At 67.5% G+C, this 26,917-nt stretch carries 27 protein-coding genes; 24 read left to right on the top strand and 3 right to left on the bottom strand.

What is annotated here, in order from left to right; all coding sequences use genetic code 11:
• The first annotated feature begins 124 nt into the window (after positions 1-124).
• The 12 genes from NNZ72_RS20210 (at position 125) to NNZ72_RS20265 (ending at position 12,507) form a co-directional block, all read left to right on the top strand.
• Positions 125-1,198 carry an ABC transporter ATP-binding protein gene (locus tag NNZ72_RS20210; RefSeq protein ID WP_257317369.1) on the top strand — a complete coding sequence of 358 codons (1,074 nt, stop codon included), beginning with the start codon at positions 125-127 and terminating at the stop codon, positions 1,196-1,198.
• A 242-nt stretch (positions 1,199-1,440) separates the two neighbouring features.
• The gene (locus NNZ72_RS20215) at positions 1,441-2,346 is read left to right on the top strand and encodes an ABC transporter permease (RefSeq protein ID WP_257317370.1); all 906 of its coding nucleotides are present in this window, start codon (positions 1,441-1,443) and stop codon (positions 2,344-2,346) included.
• 2 nt (positions 2,347-2,348) lie between these two features.
• Positions 2,349-3,194, top strand: coding sequence for an ABC transporter permease (locus NNZ72_RS20220; RefSeq protein WP_257317373.1), 846 nt, complete (start codon positions 2,349-2,351; stop codon positions 3,192-3,194).
• Entirely contained in the window at positions 3,194-3,931 is a 738-nt protein-coding gene (locus tag NNZ72_RS20225; RefSeq protein ID WP_257317375.1) for an SDR family NAD(P)-dependent oxidoreductase, read from the top strand. The genes NNZ72_RS20220 and NNZ72_RS20225 overlap by 1 nt, the downstream gene beginning before the upstream one ends.
• A 226-nt stretch (positions 3,932-4,157) precedes the next feature.
• The gene (locus NNZ72_RS20230) at positions 4,158-4,925 is read left to right on the top strand and encodes an SDR family NAD(P)-dependent oxidoreductase (RefSeq protein ID WP_257317377.1); all 768 of its coding nucleotides are present in this window, start codon (positions 4,158-4,160) and stop codon (positions 4,923-4,925) included.
• A gap of 98 nt (positions 4,926-5,023) precedes the next feature.
• Entirely contained in the window at positions 5,024-6,256 is a 1,233-nt protein-coding gene (locus tag NNZ72_RS20235) for an ABC transporter substrate-binding protein (RefSeq protein WP_257317379.1), read from the top strand.
• 64 nt (positions 6,257-6,320) lie between these two features.
• Positions 6,321-7,415, top strand: a complete 1,095-nt coding sequence (locus NNZ72_RS20240) for an ABC transporter ATP-binding protein (RefSeq protein WP_257317381.1) — start codon at positions 6,321-6,323, stop codon at positions 7,413-7,415.
• A gap of 40 nt (positions 7,416-7,455) precedes the next feature.
• Positions 7,456-8,337 carry a polysaccharide deacetylase family protein gene (locus tag NNZ72_RS20245; RefSeq protein ID WP_257317383.1) on the top strand — a complete coding sequence of 294 codons (882 nt, stop codon included), beginning with the start codon at positions 7,456-7,458 and terminating at the stop codon, positions 8,335-8,337.
• A 154-nt stretch (positions 8,338-8,491) separates the two neighbouring features.
• The gene (locus tag NNZ72_RS20250) at positions 8,492-8,824 is read left to right on the top strand and encodes a hypothetical protein (protein ID WP_257317384.1); all 333 of its coding nucleotides are present in this window, start codon (positions 8,492-8,494) and stop codon (positions 8,822-8,824) included.
• Positions 8,817-9,893, top strand: a complete 1,077-nt coding sequence (locus NNZ72_RS20255) for a CobW family GTP-binding protein (RefSeq protein WP_257317387.1) — start codon at positions 8,817-8,819, stop codon at positions 9,891-9,893. Before NNZ72_RS20250 ends, NNZ72_RS20255 begins: the two co-directional genes overlap by 8 nt.
• Positions 9,893-11,125, top strand: a complete 1,233-nt coding sequence (locus NNZ72_RS20260) for an ABC transporter substrate-binding protein (RefSeq protein ID WP_257317389.1) — start codon at positions 9,893-9,895, stop codon at positions 11,123-11,125. The genes NNZ72_RS20255 and NNZ72_RS20260 overlap by 1 nt, the downstream gene beginning before the upstream one ends.
• Positions 11,126-11,127: 2 nt before the next feature.
• On the top strand, positions 11,128-12,507 hold the full coding sequence (locus NNZ72_RS20265; protein WP_257317390.1) for an amidase: 1,380 nt from the start codon (positions 11,128-11,130) through the stop codon (positions 12,505-12,507).
• An 82-nt stretch (positions 12,508-12,589) separates the two neighbouring features.
• Here NNZ72_RS20265 and NNZ72_RS20270 read toward each other — a convergent pair whose 3' ends face one another.
• Entirely contained in the window at positions 12,590-12,904 is a 315-nt protein-coding gene (locus NNZ72_RS20270) for a plasmid stabilization protein (RefSeq protein ID WP_257317391.1), read from the bottom strand.
• 77 nt (positions 12,905-12,981) lie between these two features.
• Positions 12,982-13,641 carry a DUF6766 family protein gene (locus tag NNZ72_RS20275; protein ID WP_257317392.1) on the bottom strand — a complete coding sequence of 220 codons (660 nt, stop codon included), beginning with the start codon at positions 13,639-13,641 and terminating at the stop codon, positions 12,982-12,984.
• 133 nt (positions 13,642-13,774) lie between these two features.
• Here NNZ72_RS20275 and NNZ72_RS20280 point away from each other — a divergent pair, with 133 nt between their 5' ends.
• The 3 genes from NNZ72_RS20280 to NNZ72_RS20290 all read left to right on the top strand — a co-directional run bounded on the left by NNZ72_RS20280 (position 13,775) and on the right by NNZ72_RS20290 (position 16,439).
• The gene (locus NNZ72_RS20280) at positions 13,775-14,302 is read left to right on the top strand and encodes a DUF4142 domain-containing protein (RefSeq protein ID WP_257317393.1); all 528 of its coding nucleotides are present in this window, start codon (positions 13,775-13,777) and stop codon (positions 14,300-14,302) included.
• Positions 14,303-14,457: 155 nt separating this feature from the next.
• The gene (locus NNZ72_RS20285) at positions 14,458-15,627 is read left to right on the top strand and encodes a zinc-dependent alcohol dehydrogenase (protein WP_257317394.1); all 1,170 of its coding nucleotides are present in this window, start codon (positions 14,458-14,460) and stop codon (positions 15,625-15,627) included.
• Between the two features lie 17 nt (positions 15,628-15,644).
• Positions 15,645-16,439, top strand: a complete 795-nt coding sequence (locus tag NNZ72_RS20290) for an SDR family NAD(P)-dependent oxidoreductase (protein ID WP_257317395.1) — start codon at positions 15,645-15,647, stop codon at positions 16,437-16,439.
• 6 nt (positions 16,440-16,445) lie between these two features.
• Here the strand turns inward: NNZ72_RS20290 and NNZ72_RS20295 are convergent, their stop codons facing one another.
• Complete coding sequence (locus tag NNZ72_RS20295; RefSeq protein ID WP_257317396.1) at positions 16,446-17,264, bottom strand: IclR family transcriptional regulator; 819 nt, start codon at positions 17,262-17,264, stop codon at positions 16,446-16,448.
• Between the two features lie 176 nt (positions 17,265-17,440).
• Between NNZ72_RS20295 and NNZ72_RS20300 the strand changes: the two genes are divergently transcribed.
• The 9 genes from NNZ72_RS20300 to NNZ72_RS20340 all read left to right on the top strand — a co-directional run bounded on the left by NNZ72_RS20300 (position 17,441) and on the right by NNZ72_RS20340 (position 26,899).
• On the top strand, positions 17,441-18,376 hold the full coding sequence (locus NNZ72_RS20300) for an N-carbamoyl-D-amino-acid hydrolase (protein ID WP_257317397.1): 936 nt from the start codon (positions 17,441-17,443) through the stop codon (positions 18,374-18,376).
• 78 nt (positions 18,377-18,454) lie between these two features.
• On the top strand, positions 18,455-19,633 hold the full coding sequence (locus NNZ72_RS20305) for an ABC transporter substrate-binding protein (RefSeq protein WP_257317398.1): 1,179 nt from the start codon (positions 18,455-18,457) through the stop codon (positions 19,631-19,633).
• Positions 19,634-19,737: 104 nt separating this feature from the next.
• On the top strand, positions 19,738-20,598 hold the full coding sequence (locus tag NNZ72_RS20310; RefSeq protein WP_257317399.1) for a branched-chain amino acid ABC transporter permease: 861 nt from the start codon (positions 19,738-19,740) through the stop codon (positions 20,596-20,598).
• 40 nt (positions 20,599-20,638) lie between these two features.
• Positions 20,639-21,646 (top strand): branched-chain amino acid ABC transporter permease, encoded by a 1,008-nt coding sequence (locus NNZ72_RS20315; RefSeq protein WP_257317400.1) that lies wholly within the window; start codon positions 20,639-20,641, stop codon positions 21,644-21,646.
• Positions 21,636-22,436 carry an ABC transporter ATP-binding protein gene (locus tag NNZ72_RS20320; protein WP_257317401.1) on the top strand — a complete coding sequence of 267 codons (801 nt, stop codon included), beginning with the start codon at positions 21,636-21,638 and terminating at the stop codon, positions 22,434-22,436. The genes NNZ72_RS20315 and NNZ72_RS20320 overlap by 11 nt, the downstream gene beginning before the upstream one ends.
• The gene (locus NNZ72_RS20325; protein WP_257317402.1) at positions 22,433-23,182 is read left to right on the top strand and encodes an ABC transporter ATP-binding protein; all 750 of its coding nucleotides are present in this window, start codon (positions 22,433-22,435) and stop codon (positions 23,180-23,182) included. The genes NNZ72_RS20320 and NNZ72_RS20325 overlap by 4 nt, the downstream gene beginning before the upstream one ends.
• A 37-nt stretch (positions 23,183-23,219) precedes the next feature.
• Positions 23,220-24,677 (top strand): dihydropyrimidinase, encoded by a 1,458-nt coding sequence (gene hydA, locus NNZ72_RS20330; protein ID WP_257317403.1) that lies wholly within the window; start codon positions 23,220-23,222, stop codon positions 24,675-24,677.
• Positions 24,678-24,727: 50 nt separating this feature from the next.
• The gene (locus NNZ72_RS20335) at positions 24,728-25,462 is read left to right on the top strand and encodes an aspartate/glutamate racemase family protein (protein WP_257317405.1); all 735 of its coding nucleotides are present in this window, start codon (positions 24,728-24,730) and stop codon (positions 25,460-25,462) included.
• Between the two features lie 108 nt (positions 25,463-25,570).
• On the top strand, positions 25,571-26,899 hold the full coding sequence (locus NNZ72_RS20340) for an alanine racemase (RefSeq protein ID WP_257317406.1): 1,329 nt from the start codon (positions 25,571-25,573) through the stop codon (positions 26,897-26,899).
• The last annotated feature ends 18 nt before the right edge of the window (positions 26,900-26,917 follow it).

The raw sequence follows: 26,917 nt of genomic DNA on the forward strand, positions 1-26,917 counted from the left end.
GCGCTGCGGCGCGCATCCGGTCCCGGGTGCGCGAACGAGGCTCTTTGCCGTGCCGGATGCCATGCGTCCGGCGAGATGCAGGCACGCCGCGCGCAGTTCCGGCTCGAAACTGGTGGGAACAGACGTGTCATCCGTCCTCCAACTGAAGAACGTGCGCAAGGCCTTCGCGGGCGTGCCGGCGCTCGCCGGCATCGACGCCGCGCTCGCCGACAATTCCTACATCTCGCTGCTCGGTCCGAGCGGCTCGGGCAAGACGACGCTGCTCCGCGTCATCGCCGGCTTCGAGCAGCCGGACGGCGGAGAAATCCTCTTTGCCGGCCGGCGCATCGACGGCGTGCCGCCGCACGAGCGCGGCATCGGCTTCGTCTTCCAGAATTTTGCGCTCTTCCCCCATCTGAGCGTCGCCCAGAACATCGCCTTCGGGCTGGAGAACCGGGCGATCGACCCCGTCACCGACGGAAGGATCGTCGCCGCCAGGGTGCGCGACATGATCGGCCTCGTCGGCCTCTCCGGCCTGGAGGACCGCGCCATCACGCAGATCTCCGGCGGCCAGAAGCAGCGCGTGGCGCTCGCGAGAACGCTGGTGACGGAGCCGAGCATGGTCCTGCTCGACGAGCCGCTCGGCGCGCTCGACGCCAACCTGCGCACGCGCATGCGCGGCGAGCTGCGCACCATCCGCGAGCGCTGCGGCGTCACCTTCTTGCACGTGACGGGCAGCGAGACCGAGGCGCTCGCCATGGGCGACACCGTGCTGGTGCTCGACCGCGGCCGCATCGCCCAGTCCGCCGATGCCGGCACGCTCTACAGCCGGCCGGCCTCGGCCGACGTCGCCCGCTTCCTCAACTGCTACAACATCTTCCCCGGCGAGATCGCCGGGGAGAGCTTCGTGAGCCCCGTCGGGGCGCTCGCGCTCGGCGGCCTCACCCAGGCCTCCGGCAAGCCGGGCTACGCCATCCGCTACGACCGCGTGTCGATCCGCCCGCGCGACGCCGCGCCCGCCGGCGACGAGGTCCGCATCGAGGGCAGCTTCGTCGCCAGCGAATATTCCGGTGCGGCGGTCAATTCCTTCTTCACGCTCGACGACGGCCGCGTCTTCGAGGTCGAGACGCATCTGAGCCATGCTGCGCCGGAGGCCTACGAGGAGCGCGGCCGCTACGCCCTCGTCTGGAAGCGGGAGGATGCCCTTGTCTTCGCCTGAGCCTATTGGCGCTGGCCGCCTTTGGAGCGAGACGCCCGCCGCATCTTCCCTTCTCCCCTCGGGGAGAAGGTGGCCCGAAGGGTCGGATGAGGGGGCTGAGCGCGAGGAGCGCCTTGGCTTTTCCCGCCTGCGGCGTCCCCCTCATCCGCCTGCCGGCCCTTTCTCCCCGCCGGGGAGAAGGGGCATGAGGCCGTCGCCTCATGCCCTTTGTCCGTCTGCCCTTGCCCCATCGGAGAACGAGAATGACGATGGCCGCCACCAGCCATGACACCGCTGCCGAAACGGCGGAAACCAGCACGCGCAAGCAGCCCGACCGCACGTTCTGGCTGCTCGCTCCCGGCGTCATATGGATGCTGCTCTTCCTCGTCGCGCCGATCCTGATGATGGTCTACGTGTCCTTCTGGACGCAGACGACCTTCAAGATCGAGCCGACGCTGACGCTGAAGAGCTGGGTCACCTTCTTCTCCAGCGACACCTATCTCGGCGCACTGTGGACGACGATCCGCATCTGGCTGGTCGTGCTCGCCTCCACCCTCCTCGTCGGCTATCCGGCCGCACTCTTCGTCGGGCTCTTCGTCCGGAACAAGACGCTCTCGACGGTGCTGCTCGTGCTCTGCGTCATCCCCTTCTGGACCTCCTTCCTGATCCGCGTGCTCGCCTGGCGGCCGATGCTCGGCAAGGAGGGGGCGATCAACATGATCCTGATGTCGCTCGGCGTCATCGACCAGCCGATCGAGGTGCTGCTCTTTTCCGAACTGTCGGTCATCATCGGCATGACGCAGATCTACTGCGTCTTCATGGTCGGGCCGATCGCCTTCATGCTGGGCCGCATCGACCCCGCGGTGATCGAGGCGGCGCAGGATCTCGGCGCCGGCTTCTGGCGCATCCTGCGCACCATCATCCTGCCGCTCTCCATGCCCGGCGTGGTGGTCGGCGCGATCTTCGTCTCCGTCATGGTGCTCGGCGAGTTCGCGACCTCCGCGGCGCTCTCCGGCCGCAAGGTCAACCTGCTCGGCAACATCATCGTCACCCAGGTGGGTTCGCTCAAATGGGCCTTCGCCGCCGTCGCCGGCGTCGTCCTGACCATCCTGATGGGCGCGGTCGTCGCCGCGCTGCTGAGGGTCGTCGACCTCAGGAAGGAGCTCTGACCATGAACGCCACCGGCATCAAGTTCGGCCTCGGCCTCTACACGGCGCTGTTCATCGTCTTCCTCTACGGTCCGCTCGCGGTGCTGGCGATCCTCTCCTTCCAGACCGGGCCGGAGGGCGGGCCGCAGTTCCCGATCATCGAATGGTCGACCTACTGGTACAAGCACCTCTTCGGGCTCACCCCGCCGTCGCGCATCGCGCCGCTGCCGATCGAGCAGGCGCTGGTCCGGTCGCTGACGCTCGCCGTCATGACCATGATCGTCTCGACCGTGCTCGGCGTCACCGCCGCCCAGGCCTTCCGCAAGAAGTTCCGCGGCTCGGGCGTCGTCTTCTACCTGATCGTGCTCGGCATGATGGTTCCCGGCGTGCTGGTCGGCCTCGGCATGGCGCTCGTCGCCAACACGCTCGGCATCGACCGGCACTGGTGGGGCACCGCCTTCGTGCTGCACGTCGTCTACACCTTCCCCTTCGCCTTCCTGGTGATGCTGGCGATCTTCAACCGCTTCGACCCGTCGGTCGAGGAGGCCGCCTGGTCGCTCGGCGTCACGCCGGGGCGCACCTTCCGCAAGATCACCTTCCCGCTGATCTTCCCGGGCGTGCTGTCGGCCATGCTCTTCGCCTTCACGCTCTCCTACGACGAGTTCTCGCGCACGCTCTTCGCCTCGGGCCGGGACCTGACGCTGCCGCTCGCCATCTACGGCACCTTCTCGGTGGAGGTGCATCCCAACGTCTTCGCCTTCGGCGTGCTGACGACGCTGTTCTCCTTCGCGCTGCTCGGCACCTATGCGGTGCTGATGGGCCTGTCGGTGCGCCGCGCCAAGCGCTTCGCGATCCAGGAGGAAGCGTGATGCCGGCCCGTCCCGCAATCGTTACCGGTGCCGGCTCCGGCATCGGCCGCGCCATCGCCGTCAAGCTCGCCGTCGTCGGCCATGCGGTGACGGTGAACGATCTCTCGCTCGAACGCGCCGAGGCCCTGGCCGGCGAGATTCGCGCGGCGGGCGGCAAGGCTGCGGCCGTGGCGGGCGACGTCTCGGCGGAGGCGGATGCCGGCGCCATCCATGCAGCCGCAGTCGCCGCCCATGGCGACGTGGGGCTCCTCGTCAACAATGCCGGCATCGTCCACCAGGCGCTGTTCGAGGACCTGACGGTCGGCGATTTCGACCGGATGTTCGCCGTGCACGTGCGCGGCACCTTCCTGATGACCAAGGCGGTGCTGCCGGCGATGCTTTCCGCCGGCGAGGGCATCGTCGTCAACGTCGCCTCGCAGCTCGGCCAGATCGGCGGCGTCGAGCTCGTCCACTATTCCGGTGCCAAGGCGGCGATCATCGGCATGACGAAAGCGCTCGCCCGCGAGGTCTCCGCCCGCGGCGTGCGCGTCAATGCGGTCGCACCCGGGCCGATCAACACGCCGCTGGTCATGGCGCTGTCGGAGGACTGGCGTGCCGCCAAGCGCGCGGAGCTGCCGCTCGGCCGCTTCGGCGAACCGGAGGAGGTGGCCGAGGCCGTCGCCTTCCTCGCCTCGCCCGCCGCCAGCCTCTTCGTCGGACAGACGCTCGGACCGAACAGCGGAGATGTGATGCTGTGACCCCGAGGATGTTCGCCTATCGGATGAACCGTTTGCCGCATCTGCCCTTCTCCCCGCCGGGGAGAAGGTGGCCCGAAGGGTCGGATGAGGGGGTTTTGCAACGAAAACCTTTGCCTTCGGCATCCCCCTCATCCGCCTGCCGGCACCTTCTCCCCGGCGGGGAGAAGGGCAGACGCGGCGACGTCCCGCCGCACGCGATCACTCCCCTTTGAATCCGGAGACATCCATGACCGCACAGACACACCGTATCGTCATCGTCACCGGCGCCGGCATCGGCATCGGTCAGGCGACGGCAAAGGCCTTCGGGGCGCTCAGCGACCACGTCGTCGTCACAGACATCCTGGAGAAGGAGGGCCGCGAGACGGCCGAGGCCATCAATGCTGCCGGCGGCTCGGCCGAGTTCCGCTTCTACGACGTGCGCTCCACCGAGGCGGCCGACCGGCTCGTCGCCGATGTCGAGGCGCGCCACGGCAGGATCGACGTGATCGTCGCCAATGCCGGCATCGCCCACCGCACGCCGCTTGCCGAGCTCACCGACGAGAAGTGGGACCTCACCTTCGACATCGACCTCAAGGGCATCTTCCGCCTCGTGCGGGCGGCGGCACCGGGCATGCGCGCCCGCGGCTCGGGCGCCATAGTCGCGCTCTCCTCGATCATGGGCGTCGCCTACGGCTGGGACGAGCACGTGCACTATTCCGCCGCCAAGTCCGGCGTCGTCGGCCTCGTGCGGGGGCTGGCGGTCGAGATGGCGCGCGACGGCGTGCGGGTGAACGGCATCGCGCCCGGCTACATCCGCACCGCCCAGCTCCTCTCCGAGGAGAACTCGCTCGGGCCCGCGGGCGCGGAGAAGGCGGCGGAGTTCATTCCGATGGGGCGGCTCGGGACGCCGGAGGACATCGCCGATGTCGCCGCGTTCCTCGCCTCCGACAGCGCGAGATACATGACCGGCCAGGTGCTGGTCGTGGATGGCGGCCTGCTCGTGGGCCGGTACTGAACCGCTCCGTCACGGCGAAGGGTAGCGCCGCGGCGGGGTAACGAGGGGTCGCGGGGGCGCGGCTCCGGGGAACGACAAACAAAACTGGAGAAGAGAACATGTTGAAGTCGCAAATCAATCGCCGCTCGCTGCTGAAGCGCTCGGCCGGCATGATGGCACTCGCCATGGGCGGCGGCACGCCCTTCCTGTCCTCGCGCGCGGCCTATGCTCAAGGTGCAGACCTCGCCGGCCAGCAGCTTCGCACCATCGGCCTGTCGGTGACGGTGCAGGAACGCATCCTGGAGGAGTTCAAGAAGCTCTCCGGCGTCGGCTCCACCTCCGGCACGGCCGCGACCTTTCCGGACGCGCAGACCAAGATCCTCTCGGGCTCGAAGGACTACGACTGCTGGGAGATCATCGCCGAGCGCCTGCCCGCCATCGTCATGACCGACAATGTCGAGCCGATCCCGGCGGCCTCGCTCAAGAACTGGGCGAACATCCGCGACACCTTTACGACGCCCGACGCGAAGTGGGACCGCGCCGCGCAGATCGTCGGCCAGATCTGGGCGGACGAGGCCCAGTCCGTGCTGAACATGGTGCCGGCCGTCTACAACTACGACTCGATCGGCTACAACCCGGATGTGCTCTCCGAGGAGGAGGCCAACACCTGGACGTCGATCTTCGATCCGAAGTGGAAGGGCAAGTCCGGCCTCAACACCGACCCGCTGATCGCCTTCGGCCAGGCCATCATGGCGATGAACACGCTGGGCCTCTCCGACGTCAAGAATCCCGGCAACCCCACCGCCGCCGAGATTGACGAGGCTGCCGCCTTCCTCGTCTCGAAGAAGAAGGAAGGCCAGTTCCGCGCGCTCTGGGGCGATTTCGGCGAGCTGGTCAACCTCATGGCCTCGGGCGAGATGGTCGTCAGCGACGCCTGGCAGCCCGCCGTCATGGCCGTCAAGGCGCAGGGCAAGCCCTGCAAGTACGCCGTGCCGAAGGAAGGCTATCGCGGCTGGGCGATCGGCCCGTCGATGATCGCCGGCACGACCAACCGCGAGGCCGTCATCGCCTATGCCGACTACTGGCTGTCGGGCGAGCCGGGCATCACCGTCTCCGAGCAGGGCTACTACTCGCCGTCGACCAATATCAAGGACGTCATGGCGCCGGAGAAATACGCCTTCTGGTACGAGGGCAAGCCCTGGGTCGGTGCCGAGGAGCGCGGCATCAAGGAGGGGGACCTCCGCGACGGCGGCTCGCTGGAGGAGCGCTCCAAGAACGTCGCCTACTGGCACCAGTGGCCGGACGAATACGACCACCTGATCCAGAAGTGGGACGAGTTCCTCAACGCATGATCCCAAGACTTGAGGACCGGGGCATCCGCCCCGGTCCCCGACCGATCCGTTCGGGAGACGCCCCATGATATTCGACCTGGAACTCAACAATGTCGGCAAGGTCTACGACAACGGCACGCCGGCCGTCATCGACTTCAACCTGTCGGTCGCCAAGGGCGAGTTCATCGCCTTCCTCGGGCCGTCCGGCTGCGGCAAGACGACGACGCTGCGCATGATCGCCGGCTTCGAGAGCATCTCCTCCGGCGACATGCTGATCCGCGGCGAGCGTATGAACGACGTGCCGCCGCAGCGCCGTCCGACATCGATGATCTTCCAGAACTACGCGCTCTTCCCGCACATGACCGTGCACCGCAATGTCGGCTACGGGCTGGAGGTGAAGGGCATGCCCAGGGCCGAGCGCGAGGCGAAGGTGGACCGCATCCTCGCGACGCTGGGGCTGGAGGACATCGCCGGGCGGAAGCCCGACAAGCTCTCCGGCGGCCAGCGCCAGCGCATCGCGCTCGCCCGCGGCCTCGTCGTCGAGCCCGACATCCTGCTGCTCGACGAGCCGCTCGGCGCGCTCGACGCCAATCTCAGGAAGGCGATCCAGAACGAGCTGAAGCTCCTGCAGAAGAGCCTCGGCATCACCTTCGTCTTCGTCACCCATGCCCAGTCGGAGGCGCTCGCGCTCTCCGACCGCATCGTGGTGATGAACCAGGGCCGCATCGAGCAGGTGAGCCCGCCGCACCAGCTCTACACGCGCCCCAACACGCCCTTCGTGGCGCAGTTCATCGGCCGCAACACCGTGCTTTCCGGCGAGGTCGCCGGCAACGAGGGCGACGACGTCGTGGTGACGACCGGCATCGGCACGCTCGCAGGCCGGGCCAACGGCGCGCTTTCGGGCAAAAGCCGCGTCAGCCTCGTCGTCCCGGCCGAGGCGATCGAAGTCCATGCCGCCGGCCGGCGCGAAGCGCTTGGCCATGCGCGCAACCTCGTCGACGCCCGCATCGAGCGCTCCGAGGTGGTCGGCCACATCGCCCATCTGACGGCGCGCCTCGAGGACGGGCGGGCCGTCGCGCTGGAAGCCCATGTCGACAAGTACCGGCCGGGCGATTTTCCGGCCGGAAGCCAGGTGTTCCTGAGCTGGAACCCCGCCGAGGCGACGGTCATTCCCGCTTAGGACGCTTCAAAAATCAGGGAAAACCAAAGGAGAGATACCCATGGCGAAGGAAATTTTTTGCAGTTTCGGCATCGACGTCGATGCCGTGGCCGGATGGCTCGGCTCCTATGGCGGCGAGGATTCGCCGGACGACATCTCGCGCGGCCTCTTCGCCGGCGAGGTCGGCAGCCCGCGGCTCCTGAAGCTCTTCGAGCGCTTCGGCATCAAGACGACCTGGTTCATCCCCGGCCACTCGATCGAGACCTTCCCCGACGAGATGCAGGCGGTGGCGGACGCCGGCCACGAGATCGGCATCCACGGCTACAGCCACGAGAACCCGATCGCCATGACCCGCGAGCAGGAGACGGAGGTGCTCGACAAGTGCATCGAGCTCGTCACCAAGCTCTCCGGCAAGCGGCCGACCGGCTATGTCGCGCCCTGGTGGGAATTCTCCAACGTCACCAACGAGCTGCTGCTGGAACGCGGCATCAAGTACGACCACTCGCTGATGCACAAGGACTTCACGCCCTATTACGTGCGCGTCGGCGACAGCTGGACGAAGATCGACTATTCCAAGAAGCCGGCCGACTGGATGGTCCCGCTCAAGCGCGGCCACGAGACCGACCTCATCGAGATCCCGGCCTCCTGGTATCTCGACGACCTGCCGCCGATGATGTTCATCAAGAAGTCGCCGAACAGCCACGGCTTCGTCAATCCGCACGACATCGAAGAGATGTGGCGCGACCAGTTCGACTGGGTCTATCGCGAGATGGACTATGCGGTCTTCCCGATCACCATCCATCCGGACGTGGCCGGCCGGCCGCAGGTGTTGATGATGCTGGAGCGCCTCTATGCGCACATGATCAAGCATCCGGGCGTGAAGTTCGTGACGATGAACGAGATCGCCGACGACTTCGCCAGGCGCTTCCCGCGGAAGAAATGACGGAAGGTCCCCTCATCCGGCCCTTCGAGCCACCTTCTCCTCAAGGGGAGAAGGAAGTCGGGGCGCCGCGTCGTCCCCTTCTCCCCATCGGGGAGAAGGTGCCGGCAGGCGGATGAGGGGGCCTTGCCAAGCCAAGCAACGGAAAGGAGGCGCCATGTGTTCGCTTTGCGGCGTGCTCGGTGGAAACGAGCACTGGACGGATGCCGCCGCGCGGCCCGGCGTCTTCACGCGCAATGTCGAGCGAATCGACCGGCGGCGCGAGCGTGCGCGGCGGGTGGCCGCGGCCAACCGTGTGCTGGCCGCCTTCGGCATGAGCCTTTCCGACTGGCAGGGCTCGTCCTTCGTGCTCGCCACACGCACCGGCAAGAGCGAGATCGTCGAGGATCTCGGCCATCTCTGGCCGGCGGCCGAGCGGCTGTCGGGCCGCGCCTGCGATCCGCTCGATCCAGACCTCATCCGCCGCATGGAGGAGGACGGGCATGGCTGACGCGCCCGTCTTCACCCCCGTCCACCTGCTGACCGGCTTCCTCGGCTCGGGCAAGACGACGCTCCTGAAGCGGCTGCTCGCCGACCCCGCGCTCGCCGACACGGCCGTGCTGATCAACGAGTTCGGCGAGGTCGGCCTCGACCATCACCTGGTCGAGCGGATCGACGAGACGATGGTGCTTTTGCAGTCCGGCTGCGTCTGCTGCACCGTGCGCGGCGAGCTCGCCGATGCGCTGCGCGATCTCCATTCCAGGCGCGAACGCGGCCTCGTGCCGCCCTTCACGCGCGTGGTGATCGAGAGCACCGGGCTCGCCGACCCGTTCCCGGTCCTGTCGACGCTGAAGTCAGATCCGGTGCTGCGCCATCATTTCCGCGCCGGCAGCGTGGTGACGACCGTCGACGCCGTCAACGGACTCGCCCAGCTCGATACCTATGTCGAATCGAACCGCCAGGCGGCGATCGCCGACCGGATCGTCCTCACCAAGGCGGATCTCGCCGCCGACGGCGCCGTGCCGGCCGCCCTCATGGCAAGGCTGGCGCAGATCAATCCCGACGCCGTCCGCCATGTCGCGACCGCCGACGGCCCCGCTGCCGAGACCCTGCTCGGCGATACGGAGGCGCATCGCGCGGGCAAGCTGCAATCGGCAAGCGGCTTCTATTGCGACGCGCCCGCCACGCTGCTTGCGGCGGACGGCACGGCGCACCGCTCGGCCATCTCCTCCTTCGTCGTCGCCGTCGACGGGCCGGTCGACTGGACCGGCTTCGGCGTCTGGCTCACCATGCTGCTCAACCGCCACGGCGAGCGGGTGCTGCGGGTGAAGGGCATCCTCGACATCGCCGGCGAGGAGCGCCCGGTCGCCATCCACGGCGTGCAGCACCTCGTCCATCCGCCGGTGCATCTTGCCGCCTGGCCGCCGGAGGGGCGCGGCTCGCGCATCGTCTTTATTGTTGACGGTCTCGACGCGAACCTGTTGAAACGGTCTTTTGACGCCTTCGCGCGTGCCGGGAAAACGCGCGAGGGCGCACAGCCGGAGGCAGCGGCGCAGGTTCGCAACGTCCAGAGTTCCTGATGAACAAGCATTCCCCGAAACCGGCAACCGCAGCACCGGCCGTCCACACGGCGGGCCGGCCGAAGCTGCGCGTGCTCGGCACCGCGATCTCGCTGCTGGAGGAGCTGCGCGTGAAGGCCGAGGCCGATCTCGGCATCGAGGTCAGCTTCGACAACAACGATTTCATCGTCACCCAGCACAAGGCCGCGCAGGAGCCGGACAGCTACGACATCTACGACCAGTGCTTCCACAATCTCGACATCGTCTGGTACTGGCGGGCGATCCAGCCGATCGAGATCTCCCGCATCGCGCTGTGGGACGAGATCAACGACCTGACGAAAACCGGGCAGATCGGCCCGAGCGCCCGCATGGGGCAGGGCGACGTGCCGGCCCGCAAGCTCTACGTCCAGCCGTCTTTCGCGCTCGGCGACACGCCGACCGGGCGCATCTCGATGCTGCCGACGACGCACAATTTCGACAGCTTCGCCTACCGGCGCGACGTGGTCGACGACCTGCAGCCGATGACGAGCTGGGCGGCCTTGCTGGACGAGCGCTGGAGCGGCCGGGCGGCGCTCGTCGACGAGCCGGCGATCGGCATCTTCGACGCCGCGCTCGCCGCGCAGGCGGCCGGCCTCATGAGCTTCGGCAATGTCGGCAACATGACCGTCGCCGAGATCGACCAGTTGATGGATATCCTGGAGGCCAGGCGCAAGGCGGGCTTCTTCCGCTCCTTCTGGCGCACCGCGGAGGACGCCGCCCGCCTGATGATAGACGGCGAGACCGATATCCAGAGCATGTGGTCGACCGGCATCGGCATCCTCAACAGCCAGGGCTTTCCCGTCGAGCAGGCCGCGCCGGCGGAGGGCTATCGCGCTTGGCACGGGGGCCTCTGCCTGTCGCGCCGCCTCGGCGGGCGCATGCTCGACGTCGCCTACGAGTATCTCAACTGGTGGATCTCCGGCTGGCCGGGGGCGGTCGTCGCCCGGCAGGGTTACTACATCTCCACCCCGGAGCGCTCGCGCCGCTACATGAGCGCGGCCGAATGGGACTACTGGTACGAGGGCCTGCCCGCGCGCGAGGACCTGCCCGGCCCCGACGGGACGGTCCGCGTCAAGCGCGGCGCGGTGCGCAGCGGCGGCTCCTACTGGCAGCGCGCCAACGGCATCGCCGTGTGGAACACGACCATGGATGAACACAACTATCTTGTCCGCCGCTGGATGCAGCTCGTCGGACGCGCAGAGAAGGATATTTGACGATGCCGACGCCGCGCTCGGTCGCCCAGCTTTCCGTGCTCCTGCAATCGGGGGCGCTCGACCCCGTCGTGCTCGCCGAGGAGACCCTTGATGCCATCGAGGCGCACCCGGACGCGGCGATCTTCACCTGCCTTACGAAGGAACGCGCGAAGAGGGAGGCCGAGGCCGCCCGCCGCCGCCTGCGCGAGGGCCGGTCGCTCGGCGCGCTCGACGGCGTGCCGATCGCCTGGAAGGACCTGTTCGACATCGAGGGCCTGCCCACAACCGCCGGCTCGCGGGTGCTCCGGGGCGCCGAGCCCGCCGGCAGGGACGCGGCCGTGGTGCGCGCGCTGGCGGGCGCGGGCATGGTCAGCGTCGGGCGGGTCAACATGAGCGAGTTCGCCTTCTCCGGCCTCGGCATCAATCCGCATTACGGCACGCCGCGCAACCCCGCCTCGCCCGACGGCGAGCATCGCCTTCCGGGCGGCTCCTCCTCGGGCTCGGGCGTCGCCGTGGCGGCCGGCCTCGTGCCCGTCTCGATCGGCACGGATACGGGCGGCTCTGTGCGCATCCCCGCCGCCTTCAACGGCATCGTCGGCTACAAGGCCTCGCGCGGCCGCTATCCGATGGAGGGCGTGTTTCCGCTTGCAAGGAGCCTCGATTCGCTCGGGCCGCTCTGCCGCACCGTCAAGGACGCCGTCCTCGTCGACGCGGCCATGCGCGGCCTGCCGGCGGCGGAGGCCCTGCCGCGCCCCGCCCCGGCCGATCTTTCCCTCGTCATTCCCGAAACCGTCTTCTTCGACGGAGCCGAGCCGGAGGTCGTGGCGGCCTTCGAAACGGCCGTCGAGCGGCTGGCGAGGGCAGGGGCGCGCATCCGCCGGCAGGCTTTCCCGGAATTCTCCGCGATCTTCGAGCTGATGGCGAAACACGGTGCGCTCGTCACCGCCGAGGCCTTCGTCCTGCACCGCGAACGCATCCAGGGGCCGGCGGCGGCCGAGATGGATTCCCGCGTGGTCAAGCGGACGCTGCTCGGCGAGAAGATCACGCTTGCCGACTATCTGGAGACGCTCGCCGCGCGCGAGCGGCTGACGGCCGCCTTCGAGGCGCGGCTCGGGCCGGACAGCCTGCTGATCGCCCCGACGCTGCCGCATGTCGCTCCGGCGCTCCAGCCGCTGCTCGACGACGAGGAGCTGTTCTTCCAGGCGAACGCGAAGACGCTGCGCAATACCCTCGTCGGCAACTTCCTCGACTGGTGCGGCGTGTCGCTACCCTGCGGGACCGGCGCGGGCGCAATGCCTGTCGGGCTCCTCATCTCGGCGCCGAGGAACGCCGACGACCGCCTTCTCGCCGCCGCGGCGGCGATGGAGAGCCCGCTCGGCGACCTGTCCCGTTCCGCCGAATAGCGAAGGGCGGCGGATGCCAGCTCCGAGCACGCCCTCGAAGGCTTCGTGATGTCGACGGACCGGTGGCGCCGCCTCGGCGGCGTCAGTGATGGGCGTGCTGCTCGTTGCGCTTGCGGGTCGCGGCCGCCTTCTTGGCGGAGGCGGAGCGCTCCGCCTTCGGCCTTGCCGCGGATGCCGCGCCGCCCTTCCGCCCGCCCTTTTCGGAAGAGGCATGGCTTTCGGGATGGCCGCGGCCGGCGCCGGATTTCTTGCCGCCCCCGCTCTCCTTGTTCACGGTGGCCCAGGCGCGCCGTTCGGCTTCCTTCTCGGAAACGCCGCGCTTCTCGTATCCTTCCTCGATATGTTCGGCCTTGCGCTTCTGCTTGTCGGTATATGAGGATTTGTCGCCGCGGGGCATCGCGTCTCTCCTTGTCCCTGGTTCCGATCGGTCTCCAACTGCCCGGGCAGGACATTGTTCCCCCGGGGCGCGCGCCTCTATTCGCCGGTCTGGGTGTGGGAGGCTGCGACCGGCTTCGATTCCGGCGATCCGCGGAACCGCAGGAAGATCGAGAGGACCACGATGACGGCGGTCGACAGGAATTCGGACTGCCAGTTCTGGAAGGATTCGAACCAGAACTTCGCGCCGCCGAGGTGCTGCCAGAGCGTCGGCGCGGGTTGCCCGTGACGCAGCGCCTCCGCCGCTTCGGCGACGGCGCTTTCCTGCAGGTGGAGGGCGAAGCTGAGAACGAAGAGAAGGAACAGGACGATGCCGAGGGAGTAGGAATAGAGCGTGCGCGGCACGCCGCCGAGGCGGACCGGGAGCGGCGCGTTCGGGTCGTTGCGATGGCGCGCGGGGTCTTCGTCCTGCTCGGCGCTTTCGTCGGGGTCCCGCGATTCCGCCGAGCCCCGCTGGAAGAGGAATGCCGTCAGCACCACGTAGGCCGACATCTGCAGGAACTCGCTCTCCCAGTTCTCGAACACCGCGGACAGGAAGTGTCCGCTGAGCACGTAGCCGGCGAGCGTCACCAGGGGCTGGTGGTGCTGCGCCAGCTCGTCGTTGTAGACCGACAGCCCCGTCAGCAGCATTCCGATCAGCGTCGCGGCGGTCGCGGCGGCCAGGGTGATGGTCAAGCCATTGTCTCTCAATCGGTCCACTTGCCGCTCCCGCCGTTCTCCGAGGTTCTCCGGCCGAAACTGCCTGGAACGAGCAAAGTTCCTCCGCGCCTGCGGAGCGTGCTTGGAACAATCCGTGCGGTCTCCGGTTCGGATCACGCAAAGGAGAACCGACATGAGACCCTATATTCTGGCATTCGCTCTGGCGGCGGCGATCACCCCGGCAAGCGCACAGAGCACCGCGGAAGAGACCGGCGTGAACTCCGCGCTCGGCATTCCGCCCGAAACGGTGGACTTCGTGCGGATGGCCGCGCAAAGCGACATGTTCGAGATCGAGTCGAGCAAGCTGGCCGTCGAGCGCGCCCAGGGGCCGGTGAAGGCCTTCGCCGAGAAGATGGTGCAGGACCATCAGAAGACGAGTGCCGAGCTCAAGCAGCTGCTGCAGAACGCCAAGCTCGACATCGAGCTTCCGACCGCGCTTTCGGAGGATCACCAGGAAGCCCTCCAGGAGCTCGGTAAGCTGCAGGGCGCCGAATTCTCCGAGGACTACGTCGACAAGCAGGTGGATGCGCACGAGGACGCCGTCGACCTCTTCAAGCGCTACGGCGAGGAAGGCAGCAACGCGGACCTCAAGACATGGGCCGCCGCGACCGCTCCCCATCTGCAGCAGCACCTCGACATGGCACGCGACCTGGACGAGTGACGGGCAAGGCCGGGCGGACCGGCCTTTTCCCGACGGCCTGGATTTCCACGCTTGGAGAACGAGATGACCGACATACGCTATCCCATTCCGGCGCAGCCGCATCGACAACGGACACCGTTCCCCGGAACGGAAGGTGCCGGATGGGAGGGCGGGCGATGAAGGCGCTGACCTGGCACGGAAAAAGCGACATCCGCTGCGAGAGCGTTCCGGACCCGAAGATCGAGGACAGCCGCGACGCGATCATCAAGGTGACGGCCTGTGCGATCTGCGGCTCCGACCTGCACATCTTCGACGGCGTCATTCCCTCCATGCAGCACGGCGACATCGTCGGCCACGAGACGATGGGCGAGGTGGTCGAGGTCGGGGCCGGCAACGGCAAGCTCAAGGTCGGCGACCGGGTCGTGGTCCCCTTCACCATCGCCTGCGGCGAGTGCTTCTTCTGTGAGCGCGGCTACTATTCCGGCTGCGAGCGCTCCAACCCGAACCGCGAGAAGGCGGCGAAGCTGTGGGGCAACTCGCCGGCCGGCCTCTTCGGCTATTCCCATCTGCTCGGCGGCTTCAGCGGCGGGCAGGCGGAGTACATGCGCGTGCCCTATGCGGATGTCGGTCCGATCAAGGTCCCGGACGGATTGACGGACGAGCAGGTCCTGTTCCTCTCCGACATCTTCCCGACGGGCTACATGGCGGCGGAATTCTGCGACATCAAGCCGGGCGACACGATCGCCGTCTGGGGCTGCGGTCCGGTCGGGCAGATGGCGATCAGGAGCGCCTTCCTGCTCGGCGCGGAGCGGGTGATCGCCGTCGACACCGTTCCCGAGCGCAAGGCGCTGGCGGAGGCGGGCGGCGCGCTCGTCCTCGATTTCCGCACCGAGGACATCTACGACCGCATCATGGAATTGACCCATGGCCGCGGCGCCGATGCCTGCATCGATGCCGTCGGCACGGAGCCCGACACCATGTCCGGCGTCGACGCGCTCGTCGACCGCGTGAAGGTGGCGACCTTCATGGGGACGGACCGGCCGCACGTGCTGCGCCAGGCGATCCATTGCTGCCGCAACTTCGGCACGGTCTCCGTCGTCGGCGTCTACGGCGGCTTCCTCGACAAGATCCCGATGGGTTCGGCGATCAACCGGGGCCTCACGTTCAGGATGGCCCAGACGCCCGTCCAGCACTACCTGCCGCTCCTGCTGGAGCGCATCGAACGGGGCGACATCGATCCCTCCTTCGTGATCACCCACCGCGCGGGCCTGGAAGACGGGCCCGAGCTCTACAAGACATTCCGCGACAAGAAGGACGGCTGCATCAAGGTCGTCCTCAAGCCGTGAACCCGGGAGACAGGACCATGGAAGAGAAAGGTCGCAGGCTTGCGGTCGTCACCGGCGCCTCCTCCGGCATCGGCCTGGAACTCGCGAAGATCGCCGCGCGGGAGGGCTATGATCTCGTCATCGCCGCCGACGAACCGGAGATCGATGCCGCCGCCGAGATGCTGCGGACGACGGGCGCCGTCGTCTCCGCGATGCAGGTCGACCTGTCGACGAAGGACGCGGCGCTGCGTTACGCGCGCTTCGTCGCCGATACGGGCCGGCCCGTCGACATCCTGCTCGCGAACGCGGGAACGGGGCTGGGAGGCGGCTTCCTCGACCAGGACCTCGACAGGGCGCTGCACGTCGTCGCCACGAACGTCGTCGGAACGCTCGCCCTGATTCATGCGATCGGCAACGGCATGCGTGCCCGAGGGCAGGGACGGATCCTGATAACCGGCTCCATCGCCGGCTTCATCCCCGGCACCTACCAGGCCGTCTACAACGGCACGAAGGCCTTCCTGAACTCCCTGTCCTTCGCGCTGCGCCGCGAGCTGAAGGATACCGGCATCACCGTCACCTGCCTCATGCCGGGCGCGACGGACACGCGCTTCTTCGAGCGGGCGGGCATGCTCGACACGGAGGTGGGCCGGGCCGAGAAGGACGATCCGGCCGAAGTGGCGGAAACCGGCTTCCGGGCCATGATGGACGGCGAGGGCGACGTCGTCTCGGGATGGAAGAACAAGCTCCAGTCCGCGCTCGCCAACGTCACGCCCGCCGGCATGCTCGCCGAGCAGCACGCCAGGATGGCGGCCCCCGGCGACGCGGAGGAATGATCGCGGTCAGTCGGTCCGCGCCTTCAGCAGAAGCCCGAGGATGTCCTCCCGTCCGGCCGGGATCAGCGAGAGCTGCTCGGAAACGGCCTTTGCCATGCGGCGCGTATGGTCCGCATAGAAATCGAACCGGCCCTCGAAATCGACCAGCGGGACGACGAGGCTCATGGTCGCCAGGCAGCGCCCTTCCGCGTTGAGGACGGGCGAGGCGATGCAGGCGAGATGAGGGTCGACCTGGCCGTGAAGGGCGAAGACGTCGCTGTCGCGCGCGGATTCGATCGAGGCGATGAAGGCGTCCGGCGTCATCACCGAGCCGTCGCGCAGCACGTAGTCGCGCTCGTCGATGTTGTCGAGGATCTCCTGTCGGCCGAAATCGCGCAGCAGGAACCGGCTCGACGCCGTTCGCGGCAGCGGGTGCCGGCTTCCCTCGGCCGACAGCAGGTAGCTCGGCCGGCGGGCGACCGCCGCCATCAGCACGAGCTGCTTCCAGCTGTCGAGCGCCACGAATTCCGCGAGCTGGTCGGCGTCGGCGGCAAGCTGCTGCACGGCGGCCCGGATGAAGCGCGCGAAGTCGAGGTGCTTCATCGCCACCTTGCCCAGCACGGCGACGCTGCGGCCGAGCTGGTAGGCGCTGTTGTCGACCTTCTCCAGATAGCCGCGCGCCTCCAGCCGCTCGATCAGGAGATAGGTGGTGGAGCGGGGAGACGATATCCCGACGCAGATTTCCGGAACGGTGCAGGGCGTTCCCCGCGCTGCCAGGAAATCAAGAATGTCGAGCACCCGGTCGGTGCCCCTGCCCCTCGATGCTTCCGCTTTGCTTTCCGCCATCGTCTCCCCGCGCTCGCTTGCCCCCTCGTGAACCGCTCCACCCATAAAGTCGGGTCCGCGTCAAAGGAATGGTTGACACCAAGTGGGGCGTGTGTAAAGTTCAGTATATAGGACTTAGTCCAATATATTGGATTTGTCCAGAGGCAACACCGAGAGATCGCGAGGGAGGAAATCGCATGGCGCGGATCGTTACCGTTGGGGCAGCACAGCTTGGGCCGATCGCCCGCTCCGAGGGGAGGGCCGAGGTCGTCGAGCGCCTCGTCGCACTGATGCGGCAGGCGAGGACGCACGGTTGCGATCTCGTCGTCTTTCCGGAGCTGGCGCTGACGACGTTCTTCCCGCGCTGGTTCATGGAGGATCAGGCCGAGATCGACACGTTCTTCGAACGCGCGATGCCGGGGCCCGAGACGCAGCCGCTGTTCGACGCTGCGCGCGAGCTGGGCGTCGGCTTCTACATCGGTTACGCCGAGCTTACCGAGCAGGACGGCCGCACGCGTCACTTCAACACGTCCATCCTCGTCGACAAGCAGGGCGAGATCGTCGGCAAGTACCGCAAGATCCACCTGCCGGGCCATGCCGAGCACGAGCCCTACCGGCCGTTCCAGCATCTCGAGAAGCGCTATTTCGAGACGGGCGACATGGGCTGGCCGGTGGTTCGGGCGTTCGGCGGCCTCATGGGCATGTGCATCTGCAACGACCGCCGCTGGCCGGAGACCTATCGCGTGATGGGGCTCCAGGGCGTGGAGATGGTGATGGTCGGCTACAACACGCCGCGCCACAACCCGCCGTCGCCCGAGCACGACAGCCTCAGCGATTTCCACAACCACCTGGTCATGCAGTCGGCCGCCTACCAGAACGGCACCTGGGTCATCGGCGTCGCCAAGGCCGGTGTCGAGGAGGGCTGCGAGCTGATCGGCGGCAGCGTCATCATCGCGCCGAGCGGCGAGATCGTCGCCAAATGCGTAACGATGGGCGACGAGCTCGCCGTCGCCCGCTGCGATCTCGACATGGGTATTTCCTACAAGAACACGATCTTCAACTTCGCCGCGCATCGGGAGCCGCAGCATTACGGCATGATCGTCGAAAGAAAAGGCGCAATAATAGAAAAATAATGCATCGAATTGAAGGCTTGGAATACTTCGAATTGGTGAAAAAGAGAGGGTACAGAAATGCTGAAAAGAAGAACTGTCGTGACAGCCCTTGCGATTGCCTCCGGGCTGTCGGTTCTGGGAGTGGGGAGCGTCAGCGCCCAGGAGAAGGTCCTCAAGATCGGCCAGCTCGGCGTCATGAGCGGCCCGGCCGCCTCCTGGGGTCTCGTCAACCGCTATGCGGCGGAAGCCCATGCCAAAATGATCAACGCCAACGGCGGCTGGGAGATCGACGGCGAGAAGTACCGCGTCGAGATCGTCAGCGTCGACGACCGCAACGACCCGCGCACGGCAATCGCCGGTGCCGAGCGCCTCATCTATCAGGAAGGCATCAAATACATCATCGGCACCAATGTCGACGATACCACGCAGGCGATCCTGCCGATCCTGAAGGCCGGCGGGGCCTTCGCCATCTCCTACGGCCACACGCGTGAAATGTTCGTGTCGCCGAACGACAACACCGCGCTCGGCAACATCGCCGGCTACCAGATGTCGCCGATCATCTACAAGTACCTGGTCGAGCAGCGCGGCATCAAGAGCGTCAGCTTCATCGCCCGCAACGACCTCAACGGCCTCGGAAACCGCGACGCCGGCGTGGCCGCGGCCAAGGAACTGAACCTCGAGATCGTCTCCGCCGACGCGACCTACGAGCCCGGCACGAGCGACTATTTCCCGGTCCTGTCGCCGCTCGTGCGCGCCAATCCGGACATGATCGTGCTTTCGGGCGTCGCGCCCTCCGACGCGGGCCAGCTGCTGCGTGCCGCGCGCGAGCTCGGCTACGGCGGCATCATCAGCACGGAGACGGCGCACGACGCGACGGTGCTCAAGGAAACGGCGGGAGACGCGGCCAACGGCTTCATCTCGCAGGGCGGCGCCAGCACGCCCGAGATCCGCACGCCCTATGTCGAGGACTTCATGAAGGCCTACGCCGAGGTCGCCGGCGAGTGGAACGACGAGGCGGGCACGAAGATCTACGCGCTCGAGACCATCCTCCAGACGCTGAAGCTCGCCGGTGCCAAGGCGATCGACGACGTCGAGGTCTTCAAGGCGGCGATCCCGAAGCTCGACATGGAGAACCCCTTCGTCAAGGGCGGCGAGCCGAAGCTGCGCTGGGTCGGCGAGAAGTGGTTCGGCCATCAGCGCCAGCTTGCCGTGCCGGTCGTGGTCAACGAATATCAGAACGGCGAATTCGTCACGCTCGTCGTCGACAGCGTCAACTGACTGATCCATGCCAGCGGGTGCGCCTCGGGCGCATCCGCTGCGGTTTACGGTAGCCTGCGGGGCGCCTGCGCGTACCGCCACCCTTTCGTTCGACCAGAGGCACTATGGAACAAGCTCTCGTGAACGGCCTCGTGCTCGGCATGAACTATGCCCTGATCGCGCTCGGGCTGACGATGATCTTCTCGCTCATGAACGTGCTCAACTTCGCGCACGGCCAGATGTACGTGCTGGGCGGATTCATCACCTACTACGTCTGCACCTCGCTCGGCCTGCCCTATTTCGTCGCCATCCTCGCCTCGATCGCTGGCCTCGCCGTCGTCGGCCTGGTGTTCGAGCTGTTCCTGTTCCGCCCCGTGCTCCAGCGAAGCGCGCGCGAGGAGAGCTCGATGCTGCTGGCGGCGGGCACCGCGACGCTGCTCGAAAGCCTCATCCTGCTGTTCTTCGGCGAGAAGCAGCGCGGCATCCCGCCGGTCGTCTCCGGCGTCTTCGAGGTCGGCGGCGCGTTCATTCCCGCAAGCCGCGCGCTGGTCTTCGTGATCGCGCTCGCCTCGATCATCGCCTTCATGCTGTTCATGCGCTACACCCGTCCGGGCCGGGCGCTGAGGGCGATCGCCCAGGACCGCGAGGTCACCGCGCTGCAGGGCGTCAACATCCAGCGCTATTCCGCGCTCGGCTTCATGATCGGCGCGGGCCTCGCGGGCCTTGCCGGCTCGCTGCTGATCACCGTGCTCTCCGTGAACTCCGGCATGGGGACCTCGATCTCCGTCAAGGCCTTCATCATGGTCATGCTGGGCGGGGCCGGGGTCATCCCGGGCGCCATCATCGGGGCCTTCGTCCTGGGGCTCGCCGAGGCCTTCGGCTATGCCTTCATCCCGAGCTCGATGACCTATCTCATCATCTTCGTCGGACTGATCGTCTTCCTGATCATCCGCCCGCAGGGCGTCATGGGCAAACCGTGGGGCTGAAAGCGCCGATCCCCTGCACGCGTAAACGAGGAACCCTGCTGTGAACGACACGAAAAGCAAACTCCTGGCCTATGTCGCCTTCGCGGTGCTCTACCTCGTGGTGGTGCCGCTGGTCTTCTCCGGCTCGCCCTATGCGCTCGGCGTCTTTTCCATGTCCGCCGCGCTCAGCGTCATCGCGCTCGGCGTCTGGGTGACCTTCACCATCGGGCGCATCAACCTCGGGCAGGCGGCCTTCGCGCTGATCGGCGGCTTCGTCGCGGCGATCTGCATCACGCGCCTCGGCCTGTCGTTCTGGATCGCGCTGCCGGTCGCGGGGCTGGTGTCGGCCGGCGTCGGCGTGCTGCTCGGCCTTGGCATCCTGCGCCTGCGCGGCGTCTATTTCGCGATGATCACGATCAGCCTCTCGGAGGCGGTGCGCCTCGCCATCCTCAACGGCGGGTCGCTGACGGGCGGCGCCACCGGCATCACCGGGATTCCGGTGCCGGGCGAGCTCAGCCTGTTCGGTCTCGTCCTCATCCCCGATTTCGCCAGCGTCAACACGCACCGGGCGTTCTATTTCCTGTCGGCCTTCCTCCTGCTCGCCAGCATCCTCCTCGTCTGGCGCCTGATGGCGAGCCGCCTCGGCCGCGTGTTCGCCTCCCTCCAGCAGGGCCAGGAGCTGTCACAGAGCCTCGGCATCAACATCACGAAGTACCGCCTGATCGCCTTCTCGGTGAGCTGCTTCCTCGGCGGCATCGGCGGCGCCTTCTTCGCGGCGATGCAGCAGAGTATCTATCCCGGCAGCTTCGTGGTGGCGGATTCGATCTCCTTCACCCTCTACTGCTTCCTCGGCGGGCTCGCCTATGTCGCCGGGCCGATCGTCGGGGCGTTCCTGCTGACCATCGCCTTCCAGCTCCTGCACGAGTTCCAGCAGTATCAGCAACTGGTCTACGCGCTGCTCATGATCGGCATCATGATGTGGCTTCCCAACGGTCTCCTGAGCCTGCGGCTTCCCACGTTCGGCGGCAGAGGCAGCGCATCGCGCGAGGTAACCCGCAATGAAGCCTGACAGAAATTCCACCCCGAGCCTTCTCGACGTGAAGGGCCTGACGCGCCGCTTCGGTGGCCTCGTGGCCGTGAACGACGTCAGCTTTTCCGTAAAGCCGGGCGAGATCTTCACCGTCATCGGCCCGAACGGCGCCGGCAAGAGCACGATGTTCAAGCTCATCGGCGCCTTCATCCGCCCGACGAGCGGCGACGTGGTCTTCGAGGGCAAGAGCCTGGTCGGGCTGGCGCCCCATCAGGCGGCCGCCCGCGGCGTCGTGCGCACCTTCCAGGAGACGACGATCTATCGCGAGATGACGACGATGGAGACGGTGCGCACCGCCTTCCACCTGCAGTGCAGGGCGACCAGCCTCGGCGCCTTCTTCAACACGCGGCAGGCGCGTGCGGACGAGGCGGAGGCGAACCGGGCGGCGGAAGAGATCCTCGAGCTCCTGCAGCTGCAGCATGTCCGCCACGAGCAGGCCAAGAACCTGCCGCACGGCTATCTGCGCGCGCTCGGCATCGCCATGGCGCTCGCCGCCCGGCCGAAGCTCCTGATGCTGGACGAGCCCTTCGCCGGCATGAACCCGGAGGAGACGGACGCGGCCGTGCAGATGGTGCGCCGCATCCGCGACCAGGGCATCACGGTGATGCTGGTGGAGCACGACATGCACGCGGTCATGCGCATCAGCGACCGGATCGCCGTGCTCAATTTCGGGCGGAAGATCGCCGAGGGCACCCCGCAGGAGATTCAGAACGACCAGAACGTGATCGACGCCTATCTGGGCCAGGAAGACGAGGAACTCGGCATATGAGCGCGCTGCTGTCCATCGAGGCCATCGACGTCCGCTACGACAAGGTCCGGGCGCTGAACGGCGTCTCAATCCGTCTCGACAAGGGCGAGGTGGTCGCGCTGATCGGCGCGAACGGCGCGGGGAAATCCACGACGCTCCGGGCGATCTGCGGCCTCGCGCGCCCGGTTGCCGGGCAGATCAGCTTCGACGGCGCGCCCATCAGCGGCCTGCGCGCGGACCAGATCGTCGCCCGCGGCATCTCGATGGTGCCGGAAGGCCGGCATATCTATCCGTTCATGACCGTCAAGGACAACCTGCTCATGGGCGCCTTCCTGCGCCGCGACAAGGCGGGCATCGCCTCGGACCTGGAACGGCTCTTCGTGCGCTTCCCGCGCCTGAAGGAGCGGATGGGCCAGCAGGCGGGCACGCTTTCGGGCGGCGAGCAGCAGATGGTGGCGATCGGCCGGGCGCTGATGGCGCGCCCGCGCCTGCTTCTCCTCGACGAGCCCTCGCTCGGCCTTGCCCCGCAGATGATCCGGGAGATCGCGCGGGTCATCAAGTCGGTCAACCAGGAGGACGGCGTCAGCATCCTGCTGGTCGAGCAGAACTCGCGCATGGCGCTCAAGGTCTCGAACCGGGCCTATGCGCTGGCGACGGGCCGGATCGCGCTGGAAGGCAGCTCCGCCGACCTGCTCACGAACGAAGAGATACGCAAACTGTACCTGGGCATCGGCGACGCGGAGGCGTCCGCCGGCGTCCACGCGTAACGCAACGGCCCGGGGGCCGGACAAGGGAGAGACGGAGATGAGCGAACTGGATTTGGTGATACGCGGCGGCACGGTCGCGACGGCCAGCGACGTGTTCAGGGCGGATGTCGGCATTGCCGGCGGCCGGATCGTCGCGCTCGGCGAGAACCTCGGGGCCGCGCGCCGCGAGATCGACGCCACGGGCCGCCTGGTACTGCCGGGCGGCGTCGACAGCCATTGCCATATCGAGGAGCCGCAGGTGGGGCAGGTCCGCAACGCCGACAGCTTCGCCTCCGGCACGGCCTCGGCGGCGGCCGGCGGCACGACGACCGTCATCTCCTTCTCCGGCCAGACGAAGGGCGGCACGGTCACCGAGAACCTGCGCGCCTACCACAAGAAGGCCGAGCAGGCGCTGATCGACTACTCGTTCCACCTGGTGATCTCCGACCCGTCCGAGGCGGTGCTCGCCGAGCTGCCGGGCCTGATCGATGAGGGGCACCGCTCGCTGAAGATCTTCCTCACCTACAACAACGTCGTGCTGGACGACGCCGAGACGCTGAAGGTGCTGGCGCTGGCGCGGCGCTGCGGCGCGCTCGTCACGGTGCATGCGGAGAACCACTCGGCGATCATGTTCCTGACCGAGGCGCTGGAGCGCGCCGGGCTGACCGGGACGAAATACCATTCCTGGGCGAAGCCCATGGTGGTGGAGCGCGAGGCGTGCCACCGCATCATCGCGCTCGCCGAGCTGCTCGACACGCCGATCCAGATTTTTCACGTCTCGGGGGCCGAGGCCGCCGAGGAGATCCGCCGGGCGCAGGGCCGCGGCCTGAAGATCTTCGGCGAGACCTGCCCGCAATACCTGATGCTGACCGAGGCCGACCTCGACCGGCCGGATTTCGAGGGCGCGAAGTTCCTGTGCAGCCCGGCGCCGCGTACGAAGGAAGACCAGGCGGCGCTCTGGACCTATCTCGCCAACGGCACGCTCGGCGTCGTCTCGTCGGACCATGCGCCGAACCGCTTCGACGACCCGCACGGCAAGAAGGTCGGCGGCGTGAACGCGCCGTTCAGCACCATTCCCAACGGCGTGCCGGGCCTCGCCACCCGCCTGCCCATCCTGTTCTCGGAAGGGGTGAAGAAGGGGCGCATCGATCTCCAGACCTTCGTCGCGCTCACCTCGACCAATCCCGCCCGGCTGTTCGGCATCCATCCGCAGAAGGGAACGATCGCCGTCGGCGCCGACGCGGATATCGCCATCTGGAATCCGGACAAGAAGGTGACGATCCGCAACGACATGCTCCACCACCAGATGGACTATACGATCTTCGAGGGCGTCGAGGTCACCGGCTGGCCGGAGATCACCCTCTCGCGCGGCGAGATCGTCTGCGAGAACGGCGAGATCAAGGGCAAGGCGGGCCACGGACGGTTCCTGGCGCGCGGGCCCTACGAGGAGATCAGGCCGCTCGGGCGCTTCGTCACACCCTTCGACCCGGTTTCGGGAACCGTCCTCGGCGCGTGAGCCGGATCGATTGGAAAAGGCACCGCTCTTGCGCGTGCGAGGAGACAGACATGAAGATCAAGGTCATCAATCCGAATACGACCCTGTCGATGACGGCGAAGATCGGCGAGGCGGCCGCATCCGTCGCCGCACCCGGCACCGAGGTGGTCGCCGTCAGCCCGCGCATGGGCCCGGTCTCGATCGAGGGGCACTATGACGAGGCGATCAGCGCCATCGGCGTCATCGACGAGGTTCGCCGCGGCGAGGAGGAGGGCTTCGACGGCTACCTCATCGCCTGCTTCGACGATCCGGGACTGGCCGCCGCGCGCGAGATCGCCAAGGGGCCGGTCGTCGGCATCGCCGAGGCGGCCATGCACACCGCCTCCTATATTAGCGGCGGCTTCACCGTCGTCGCCACGCTGCACCGCAGCCGTATCATCCTGGAGCACCTGGCCCGCGCCTACGGCATGGACCACAAGTGCCGCAAGGTCCGCACGACCAGCCTCGCCGTCCTCGACCTGGAGGTGGAGGGCTCGGACGCCCAGTCGGTGATCTTCGAGGAATGCCGCCGGGCGATCGCCGAGGACGGGTCCGACTGCATCGTGCTCGGTTGCGCCGGGATGGCGGATCTGGTCGCGGCGATCCACAAGGAGGTGGGCGTCCCGGTGATCGACGGCGTGACGGCCGGCGTCAAGGTCCTCGAGGGCCTGATCGGCCTCGGCGTCACCACGAGCCGGCTCGGCGGCTACGCCCATCCGCTGAAGAAGACCTACATCGGCAGCATGGCCCAGTATCAGCCGGACTAGGCAGGGGCCAGTCCGGCCGGCCGCGCAATCCCGGGCGCCATGCGTGCGGGAGACGGGCGGGCCGTGCCGGCGGCAGCCAGAAACCACTCGGAATTCGGGAAGACAGACATGACGCAATCCTATCCCATCGCCGCCGCAAGCCCGCTTGCCGCGCTCACCGACGTCACGGTCGACGGCCGTACAAAGGGAATGCCGGGCGCGCTCGCGTCCACGCCGCTCGCGGAGGTCGGCGGCAAGGGCTGGAACCTCCTGCGTCACGACCTGCCGCTGCCGCTTGCGGTGCTCGACATGGACGCTCTGACGCACAACAGCCGCTGGATCGCCGCGGTCACGAAGCACTACGGCGTGTCGCTCTGCCCGCACGGCAAGACGACCATGGCGCCGCAGCTGTTCCACCGGCAGCTCGAGGACGGCTGCTGGGGCATCACCCTGTCGACCCAGCACCAGGTGGCGGTGGGCCGGCACTACGGCGTCTCGCGCATCTTCCTCGCCAACCAGATCCTCGATCCGAACTTCCTCGCCTACGTCGCCGACGCGCAGGTGCAGGATCCGGCCTTCGACTTCTACTTCCTGATCGATTCCGCCGAGGGCGTCGATCTCATCGAGCGGACCGCGAAGGGCCGGAGGGGGCATCGTCCGTTCCAGGTGCTGATTGAGATGGGGCATCCGGACGGGCGCACCGGCTGCCGCACGATGGAGGAGGCGCTCGCACTCGCGCAGCGCGTCAAGGCCATGCCGGACGCCGCCGTCATCGTCGGCATCGAAGGGTTCGAGGGCAGCATCCGCGGCAAGGACACGGGTGAGATCGAGGCGCGCATCGTGGCGTTCCTGGAGCTCATGAACGAGACCGCCCGGCAAATCGAGGCGCGCGGCCTCTTCGGCGGCCGGGAGATCCTGCTGACGGCGGGCGGGTCCGGCTTCTTCGACCTCGTGGCGCGGACGCTCACGGAGGCCCGTTTCGGCTCGCCGTCGCGCGTCGTGCTGCGCAGCGGCTGCTACATCGCGCACGACGCCGTCATGTATGCCGAGCAGGTGGCCCGGGCGATCGAGCGGTCTCCCGAGCTCGCCGCGCTTCAGATCCGGCCGCGCCAGGCGCTCACGGTCTGGGCCATGGTGCAGTCGCGCCCGGCCGACGACGTGCTCTATCTCAACGTCGGACGGCGCGACGTCTCCTACGACGCGCACCTGCCGCGCGTCCTCAGCTACGTGGACGGCAGCCGGTCGGGCGCCATCCTGCCGCTGGAAGGCGCGCACGAGACCACGATGCTCTACGACCAGCATGCCTGCGTGCGGTGCCCGCAGGACAGCCCCCTGCGGCCGGGGATGATGGTGCAGCTCGGCATATCCCATCCGTGCACGACCTTCGACAAATGGGACGTCCTGGCTCTCGTCGACCGGGACCAGAACGTGATCGGCGCCGTGAAGACGTTCTTTTGATGGATTGAGGGAGGTAAT

It is taken from the genome of Shinella pollutisoli, assembly GCF_024609765.1.
GTDB classification, from domain to species: domain Bacteria; phylum Pseudomonadota; class Alphaproteobacteria; order Rhizobiales; family Rhizobiaceae; genus Shinella; species Shinella pollutisoli.

Coding starts and splice junctions, on each gene's coding strand:
- NNZ72_RS20290 (WP_257317395.1), top strand. CDS start 15,645: ATGGAAGAGAAAGGTCGCAGGCTTGCGGTCGTCACCGGCGCCTCCTCC.
- NNZ72_RS20325 (WP_257317402.1), top strand. CDS start 22,433: ATGAGCGCGCTGCTGTCCATCGAGGCCATCGACGTCCGCTACGACAAG.
- NNZ72_RS20295 (WP_257317396.1), bottom strand. CDS start 17,264: ATGGCGGAAAGCAAAGCGGAAGCATCGAGGGGCAGGGGCACCGACCGG.
- NNZ72_RS20300 (WP_257317397.1), top strand. CDS start 17,441: ATGGCGCGGATCGTTACCGTTGGGGCAGCACAGCTTGGGCCGATCGCC.
- NNZ72_RS20225 (WP_257317375.1), top strand. CDS start 3,194: ATGCCGGCCCGTCCCGCAATCGTTACCGGTGCCGGCTCCGGCATCGGC.
- NNZ72_RS20270 (WP_257317391.1), bottom strand. CDS start 12,904: ATGCCCCGCGGCGACAAATCCTCATATACCGACAAGCAGAAGCGCAAG.
- NNZ72_RS20250 (WP_257317384.1), top strand. CDS start 8,492: ATGTGTTCGCTTTGCGGCGTGCTCGGTGGAAACGAGCACTGGACGGAT.
- NNZ72_RS20310 (WP_257317399.1), top strand. CDS start 19,738: ATGGAACAAGCTCTCGTGAACGGCCTCGTGCTCGGCATGAACTATGCC.
- NNZ72_RS20255 (WP_257317387.1), top strand. CDS start 8,817: ATGGCTGACGCGCCCGTCTTCACCCCCGTCCACCTGCTGACCGGCTTC.
- NNZ72_RS20320 (WP_257317401.1), top strand. CDS start 21,636: ATGAAGCCTGACAGAAATTCCACCCCGAGCCTTCTCGACGTGAAGGGC.
- NNZ72_RS20285 (WP_257317394.1), top strand. CDS start 14,458: ATGAAGGCGCTGACCTGGCACGGAAAAAGCGACATCCGCTGCGAGAGC.
- NNZ72_RS20220 (WP_257317373.1), top strand. CDS start 2,349: ATGAACGCCACCGGCATCAAGTTCGGCCTCGGCCTCTACACGGCGCTG.
- NNZ72_RS20235 (WP_257317379.1), top strand. CDS start 5,024: ATGTTGAAGTCGCAAATCAATCGCCGCTCGCTGCTGAAGCGCTCGGCC.
- NNZ72_RS20245 (WP_257317383.1), top strand. CDS start 7,456: ATGGCGAAGGAAATTTTTTGCAGTTTCGGCATCGACGTCGATGCCGTG.
- NNZ72_RS20230 (WP_257317377.1), top strand. CDS start 4,158: ATGACCGCACAGACACACCGTATCGTCATCGTCACCGGCGCCGGCATC.
- NNZ72_RS20265 (WP_257317390.1), top strand. CDS start 11,128: ATGCCGACGCCGCGCTCGGTCGCCCAGCTTTCCGTGCTCCTGCAATCG.
- NNZ72_RS20215 (WP_257317370.1), top strand. CDS start 1,441: ATGACGATGGCCGCCACCAGCCATGACACCGCTGCCGAAACGGCGGAA.
- NNZ72_RS20260 (WP_257317389.1), top strand. CDS start 9,893: ATGAACAAGCATTCCCCGAAACCGGCAACCGCAGCACCGGCCGTCCAC.
- NNZ72_RS20280 (WP_257317393.1), top strand. CDS start 13,775: ATGAGACCCTATATTCTGGCATTCGCTCTGGCGGCGGCGATCACCCCG.
- NNZ72_RS20340 (WP_257317406.1), top strand. CDS start 25,571: ATGACGCAATCCTATCCCATCGCCGCCGCAAGCCCGCTTGCCGCGCTC.
- NNZ72_RS20335 (WP_257317405.1), top strand. CDS start 24,728: ATGAAGATCAAGGTCATCAATCCGAATACGACCCTGTCGATGACGGCG.
- NNZ72_RS20240 (WP_257317381.1), top strand. CDS start 6,321: ATGATATTCGACCTGGAACTCAACAATGTCGGCAAGGTCTACGACAAC.
- hydA (WP_257317403.1), top strand. CDS start 23,220: ATGAGCGAACTGGATTTGGTGATACGCGGCGGCACGGTCGCGACGGCC.